The following is a 6,265-nucleotide window of genomic DNA, read 5'->3' as shown; positions in this document are numbered from 1 at the left end:
ATTGTGCAGTATTGGATAAAAACATAGCTATCTCCCGCCGATAATTTTCATATCAGATCGGGAACAGGTGAAAAGATTCAAAAAAATCCCCAGACAACTGACCTGGGGATTTGTGTAGAAGAGACAGGCCGCGCCCGGCCATTTGCGCCACCTGCAGATTCTCCTCCACGCTCAGCTGCGAGAAGAGCTGCCGCCCCTGGGGCACGTGGCTGATGCCCAGCGCGGCGCGGCGCTCCATCGGCTGCAGCAGCAGGTTTTGCGGCGGCTGATCCGCCGGTTGCCAGGTCATGCTGCCGCTCACCACCGGCACATGCCCCATGATGCAGTTGACCAGCGTGGTCTTGCCCACGCCGTTGCGCCCGAGCAGCACGGTGCACTGGCCGCGCGGCAGCTCCAGGTTGATGTCCCACAGGGTGTGGGTCTGCCCGTAAAATTGATTGACCGATCTCAGCCTCAGCATTTGGCATTCTCCTCAAAGACGTATTTTCACTCGTTAACGGCGATGGCAAAGGCCGCATGGGCGGCGGATTTCCCGAGTGTGGCAATGTCTGGAACAAAATGCCGTCTGTCCGATGAGACCAGAGCAAGGTCTGCGGTGGACGGAATGACGGTCAATATGTCGTTAAAAACGACGCTTATGACGACTTGGTGTCGTTCTTGCGTTTTTCCGGGCGATAGCGCCGGGATGGTTACCCGCTGCGGGAGGCCGCATCATGCTGTCGCACCGCGTTTATACGCATAGGTACAGGAAGATAAAGCAACTCTCAGGCCAGTTTTATCGCCGAGTGAAAACGGGGATTGTTATCGCCTTGTTAACTGTCGGTCAGGCCTGACGTGCGCTGCCGTGGCGGCCTGGAAATACGCGGGGAAGTTAACCCGGACGTTTTTTGCACGCTTGTGGTGCTTTTCGCTGCTGGCATGGTGCAAGGCGTTGCGTCGCCGTCAAGAGCGATCCGCAGGAAAGGGGACAATGCGATATTGGCAATGGGGATTTTTAGTATTAATCGGCATAAACAAAGCGATATTTTTATGAAAAAATAACTAAAAAAGGCATTTTGGCCAGTGTAAAGGCCGAAAAGCTTTCTTTCTGTAACTCCCGCCCCGGGCGGGGCGGTGAGAGTTATCCACTATTCCTGTGGATAACCTTGTGTATTAGATTTAGAAAAACGCTGTAAAGCGAGAGCGGGCGCGGGTTCTGTTCGCTTTGCCCGCATTCTCATCTTTTTATAAAACAAATTAAATATCAATAATTTATTTAAAATCAAGACACGAAGGCATTGATTGGGTCTCTATGTATGATTTTTCGCCGCCGTGCTATCAATAAGTTAATTCGCGGCAAGTTCTGGGGATAAATCTGTTATTGACAATAAAAATGTCACCGGGCTGTAACGCCACGGTGCAACGGCGCCGCCGTGGCGTCGGGCACCGCGACGAATCCGCTTGAAGCTGGTTTTATATCCAGTATCATGGGCACTGGCGCAAATCGCCGACGCTTTCCATAATTAGGGGCCATGTCCGGCGCAGAGCCGGCTGGCCGCCTGAGCGCGCGCATCTCCACAGGGTAGCCGAGCAATGAGTAAACTTTTCAAACTGCATTCCGAGTTCAAACCGGCCGGCGATCAGCCGGAAGCCATTCGCCAGCTGGAAGAGGGGCTGGAAGACGGCCTGGCGCACCAGACGCTGCTGGGGGTCACCGGTTCGGGCAAGACATTCACCATCGCCAACGTGATAGCCGATCTGAATCGGCCGACCATGGTGCTGGCGCCGAACAAGACGCTGGCGGCGCAGCTGTACGGCGAGATGAAAGCGTTTTTCCCGGAGAATGCGGTGGAATACTTCGTCTCCTACTACGACTACTACCAGCCGGAAGCCTACGTGCCCAGCTCCGACACCTTCATTGAAAAAGACGCTTCGGTAAACGAGCACATTGAGCAGATGCGTCTTTCCGCCACCAAGGCGCTGCTGGAGCGGCGTGACGTAGTGGTAGTGGCGTCGGTGTCGGCGATCTACGGCCTGGGCGATCCCGATCTTTACCTGAAGATGATGCTGCACCTGACCCAGGGCATGATCATCGATCAACGCTCCATTTTGCGCCGGCTGGCGGAGCTGCAGTATTCCCGCAACGATCAGGCCTTCCAGCGCGCCACCTTCCGCGTGCGCGGCGAGGTGATTGACATTTACCCGGCGGAGTCGGACGAGCTGGCGCTGCGCGTTGAGCTGTTCGATGACGAAGTGGAGCGGCTGTCGCTGTTCGATCCGCTGACCGGGCAGATTGAACAGGTGGTGCCGCGTTTTACCATCTACCCGAAATCGCACTACGTCACGCCGCGCGAGCGGATCATGCAGGCGATGGAAGAGATCAAGGTCGATCTGGCGGAGCGCCGCAAGGTGCTGCTGGCCAACAACAAGCTGCTGGAAGAGCAGCGCCTGACGCAGCGCACCCAGTTCGATCTGGAGATGATGAACGAGCTGGGTTACTGCTCGGGCATCGAAAACTATTCGCGCTACCTGTCCGGGCGCGCCGAGGGCGAGCCGCCGCCGACGCTGTTCGACTACCTGCCGGCGGACGGCCTGCTGGTGGTCGACGAATCCCACGTCACCATTCCGCAGATCGGCGCGATGTTCAAGGGCGACCGCGCGCGTAAAGAAACGCTGGTGGAGTACGGCTTCCGCCTGCCGTCGGCGCTGGACAACCGCCCCTTGCGCTTTGAGGAGTTCGAGGCGCTGGCGCCGCAGACCATCTATGTCTCCGCGACGCCGGGCAAATATGAGCTGGAGAAATCCGGCGGCGATCTGATCGATCAGGTGGTGCGGCCGACCGGGCTGCTGGATCCGATCGTGGAAGTGCGGCCGGTCACCACCCAGGTGGACGATCTGCTCTCCGAGATCCGCAAGCGCGCAGCGATCAACGAGCGCGTGTTGGTGACCACGCTGACCAAACGCATGGCGGAAGACCTGACCGAATACCTGGAAGAACATGGCGAGCACGTGCGCTACCTGCATTCGGACATCGATACCGTGGAACGGGTCGAAATCATCCGTGACCTGCGTCTGGGCGAGTTCGACGTGCTGGTGGGCATCAACCTGTTGCGTGAGGGGCTCGACATGCCTGAGGTGTCGCTGGTGGCGATTCTGGACGCCGACAAGGAAGGCTTCCTGCGTTCCGAGCGTTCGCTGATCCAGACCATCGGCCGCGCGGCGCGTAACCTGAACGGCAAGGCGATCCTGTATGGCGATCGCATCACCGATTCGATGGCCAAGGCGATCGGCGAAACCGAGCGGCGCCGCGCCAAGCAGCAGGCCTACAACGAAGCCAACGGCATCGTGCCGCAGGGGCTGAACAAGAAGATCGGCGATATTCTGCAGATCGGCCAGCCGGTCAACCGCGCCAAGGGGAAAGGCAAGGGCAAGGCGCTGGACGGTGGCGCGCCGCTGCAGAACCTCACGCCGAAAGCGCTGGATCAGAAAATCCGCGATCTGGAGGCGCAAATGTACACCCACGCGCAAAACCTGGAGTTCGAGCTGGCGGCTGCGCTGCGCGACGAGATCCACCAGCTGCGCGAGCAGTTCATCGCGATTTCCTGACCGTTGGACGGCGCCCGCGCGGCGGGCGTCGAAATTCCTTGTCGGCCGCGCCAAAGCTGTTATGGTGTGCGGCCCGATCTGACCACGAAGAGTACCGAACATGAGCCAACACCAGTCCAAAGACCCGCTGCACGGCGTGACGCTGGAGCAACTGCTGAATAAACTGGTGGATCACTACGGTTGGTCCGAGCTGGGGGCGCGCATTCGCATCAACTGCTTCCGCAGCGATCCGAGCATCAAGTCCAGCCTGAAGTTTTTGCGCCGCACGCCCTGGGCGCGCAAAGAGGTGGAAGATCTGTATATCGATATGGTTAGCCATCCTGCTCCAGCCAGCGATAATCCCTGGCTGCGCGGGCGAGATGGTTAACGTCAGTCAGCGGCGGGCAGCCATCGCCACCAGCGCCCGATCCAGCGCCTGGCGCAGCAGCTGGCGATCGTGGCGGTAGGGGATGTCGCTCGCTTCCAGCGGTTGTTGAATCACCACCCGGTCCTGCACTTCACTGGCGTCCACCGCCGGGCCGACGATCAGCGCATCGATCATCGGGCGGCCGATCTTGTCTTCCATCAGCGTCAGCTTATCCTTTAACGACAGCGCCGCCGCGGCCACGCTCAGCTCGCGGCCGAGGTTACCGATATAGATCATGCTGGCGCTGCTGCGGCGCAGCGCCTGGGTGAGATCGTCCAGCAGCAGCAGCGGCATCAGGCTGGTAAGAAAACTGCCCGGCCCGATCAGGATCACGTCGGCCTGCGCGATAGCGTCCAGCGCTTCGCGCGTGGCGTTGACCGGCGGCGACAGCATCAGCTCCTGCGGCATATGGGTCAGCTGGTCGACATTCACTTCACCGTAAACGTGATTGCCTTCGTGATCGTGCGCCATCAAATCCACCGGCTGTTCCGACATCGGGATCAGCGCCGCGTCCACCTTCAGCAGGCTGCGCACCAGATTGATCGCTTCCAGCGGGCGCACGCTCAGGTGATCCAGCGCTTTGAGCATCAGGTTACCGAGGTTGTGGCCGGCCAGTTCGCCGTTGCCGCTGAAGCGGTATTCGAACATCGCCGAGGCGACGCTCGGTTCGGTGATCAGCTGGTTGAGGCAGTTGCGGGTATCGCCCCAGGCAATGCCGCCTTCCGAGCGGCGGATGCGGCCGGTGGAACCGCCGTTGTCGGTGGTGGTGACGATGCCGGTCAGGCGGGAGCCTAAGGACGACAGGGCCGACATCACACGGCCCAGACCGTGTCCGCCGCCTAACGCCACCACGCGGTCGAGATCGGCCAGGGTACGATTACGCATAAATTTCCTTACAAAGAGGCTGAACTGCCCGCATAAGGTAGCGGATCCGGCATAAAAACGCGATAAGAGTGTCATTTGCGTGATTCCGGTCAATTCGTCCGCGCAAGTGATGTTTATCATGGTTTACCCGAATACGCGGCGTCTAAAAACGCTGTATAGACAATTATATAGCGAATTTACGCGTTGGCTATCGTTGCCGATTAGCGCTAGAATTCTGCTGAAAACCACGGTTTCATTCCGGCTACTCAAGGTAGCGGGAAGAGAAATCAAACTCCTAGCCCCTGCGCCTACGTTGTTCATCAGGAACGATATGGCGCCTGGGCCGTGGCGAAGTCAGCCACCAGGGTGCAGAGGGGAAACGCTCGCACCTCCCGACTTTGGAAAGGTGTTATGGTGCCGCAACTCATTGATGCTTATGAGCGCAAGTTCTATTACCTGCGCTTGTCGATCACCGACGTGTGCAACTTTCGTTGCACCTATTGTCTGCCCGACGGCTACAAGCCGAGCGGCAGCCCGAAAAGCTTCCTGTCGCTGGATGAAATCCGCCGCGTCAGCCGCGCGTTCGCCGAACTGGGCACCGAAAAGGTGCGCCTGACCGGCGGCGAGCCTTCGCTGCGCCGCGATTTTACCGAGATCATCGCCGCCGTGCGCGAAAACCCGGCCATCCGTACCCTGGCGGTCACCACCAACGGCTACCGTCTGGCGCGCGACGTTGCCGCCTGGCGTGACGCCGGCCTGACGGCGATTAACGTCAGCGTCGACAGCCTGGATCCCCGCCAGTTTCACGCCATCACCGGCCAGGACAAGTTTCGCCAGGTGATGGACGGCATCGACGCCGCCTTCAGCGCCGGTTTCAGCAAGGTCAAGGTCAATGCGGTGCTGATGCGCGACGTTAACCACCAGCAGCTCGGCGCCTTTCTCGCCTGGATCAAAGACCGGCCGATCCAGCTGCGTTTTATCGAACTGATGGAAACCGGCGAGGGCGGCGAGCTGTTTCGCAAACACCATGTCTCCGGCGAAGTGATTCGCCGGCAGCTGGAGCAGCAGGGCTGGCAGCGCCAGGCGCGCGGTCGCAGCGACGGCCCGGCGCAGGTGTTCAGCCACCCGGACTATCAGGGCGAGGTGGGTCTTATCATGCCGTATGAGAAAGACTTCTGCGCCAGCTGCAACCGGCTGCGCGTGTCTTCCATCGGCAATCTGCACCTGTGCCTGTTCGGCGAGCAGGGGGTGCCCCTGCGCGATCTGCTGGCGGACGACGGCCAGCTCGACGCGCTGAAGGCGCGCATCCAGAGCGGGCTGCTGAGCAAGAAGCAGACCCATTTCCTGCATCAGGGCAACAGCGGGATCACCCAGAACCTGTCGTTTATCGGCGGCTGACAGCCAATAGGA

At 59.7% G+C, this 6,265-nt stretch carries 4 protein-coding genes, 1 pseudogene and 1 riboswitch; of the genes and pseudogenes, 3 read left to right on the top strand and 2 right to left on the bottom strand.

Going from position 1 to position 6,265, the window contains the following annotated elements; all coding sequences use genetic code 11:
- Positions 1-55 precede the first annotated feature (55 nt).
- A pseudogene (locus M6G53_RS04655) lies at positions 56-460 on the bottom strand (ATP-binding cassette domain-containing protein); the annotation flags it as partial.
- A 1,112-nt stretch (positions 461-1,572) separates the two neighbouring features.
- Between M6G53_RS04655 and uvrB the strand changes: the two are divergent.
- Together uvrB and M6G53_RS04645 are read left to right on the top strand one after the other, a co-directional pair.
- The gene (gene uvrB / locus M6G53_RS04650) at positions 1,573-3,585 is read left to right on the top strand and encodes an excinuclease ABC subunit UvrB (protein ID WP_253329340.1); all 2,013 of its coding nucleotides are present in this window, start codon (positions 1,573-1,575) and stop codon (positions 3,583-3,585) included.
- Between the two features lie 100 nt (positions 3,586-3,685).
- Positions 3,686-3,952, top strand: a complete 267-nt coding sequence (locus M6G53_RS04645) for a VF530 family protein (RefSeq protein ID WP_004939783.1) — start codon at positions 3,686-3,688, stop codon at positions 3,950-3,952.
- Positions 3,953-3,958: 6 nt separating this feature from the next.
- Here M6G53_RS04645 and yvcK read toward each other — a convergent pair whose 3' ends face one another.
- Positions 3,959-4,876, bottom strand: a complete 918-nt coding sequence (gene yvcK, locus M6G53_RS04640; RefSeq protein WP_253329338.1) for a uridine diphosphate-N-acetylglucosamine-binding protein YvcK — start codon at positions 4,874-4,876, stop codon at positions 3,959-3,961.
- Positions 4,877-5,135: 259 nt separating this feature from the next.
- A riboswitch (molybdenum cofactor riboswitch) is annotated at positions 5,136-5,280 on the top strand.
- Between yvcK and moaA the strand changes: the two genes are divergently transcribed.
- The gene (moaA, locus tag M6G53_RS04635; RefSeq protein WP_004939778.1) at positions 5,267-6,253 is read left to right on the top strand and encodes a GTP 3',8-cyclase MoaA; all 987 of its coding nucleotides are present in this window, start codon (positions 5,267-5,269) and stop codon (positions 6,251-6,253) included. It overlaps the preceding riboswitch by 14 nt.
- The last annotated feature ends 12 nt before the right edge of the window (positions 6,254-6,265 follow it).

The organism is Serratia nevei (genome assembly GCF_024160145.1).
Lineage (GTDB): Bacteria > Pseudomonadota > Gammaproteobacteria > Enterobacterales > Enterobacteriaceae > Serratia > Serratia nevei_A.
This window is presented reverse-complemented; position numbering and strand designations above follow the sequence as displayed.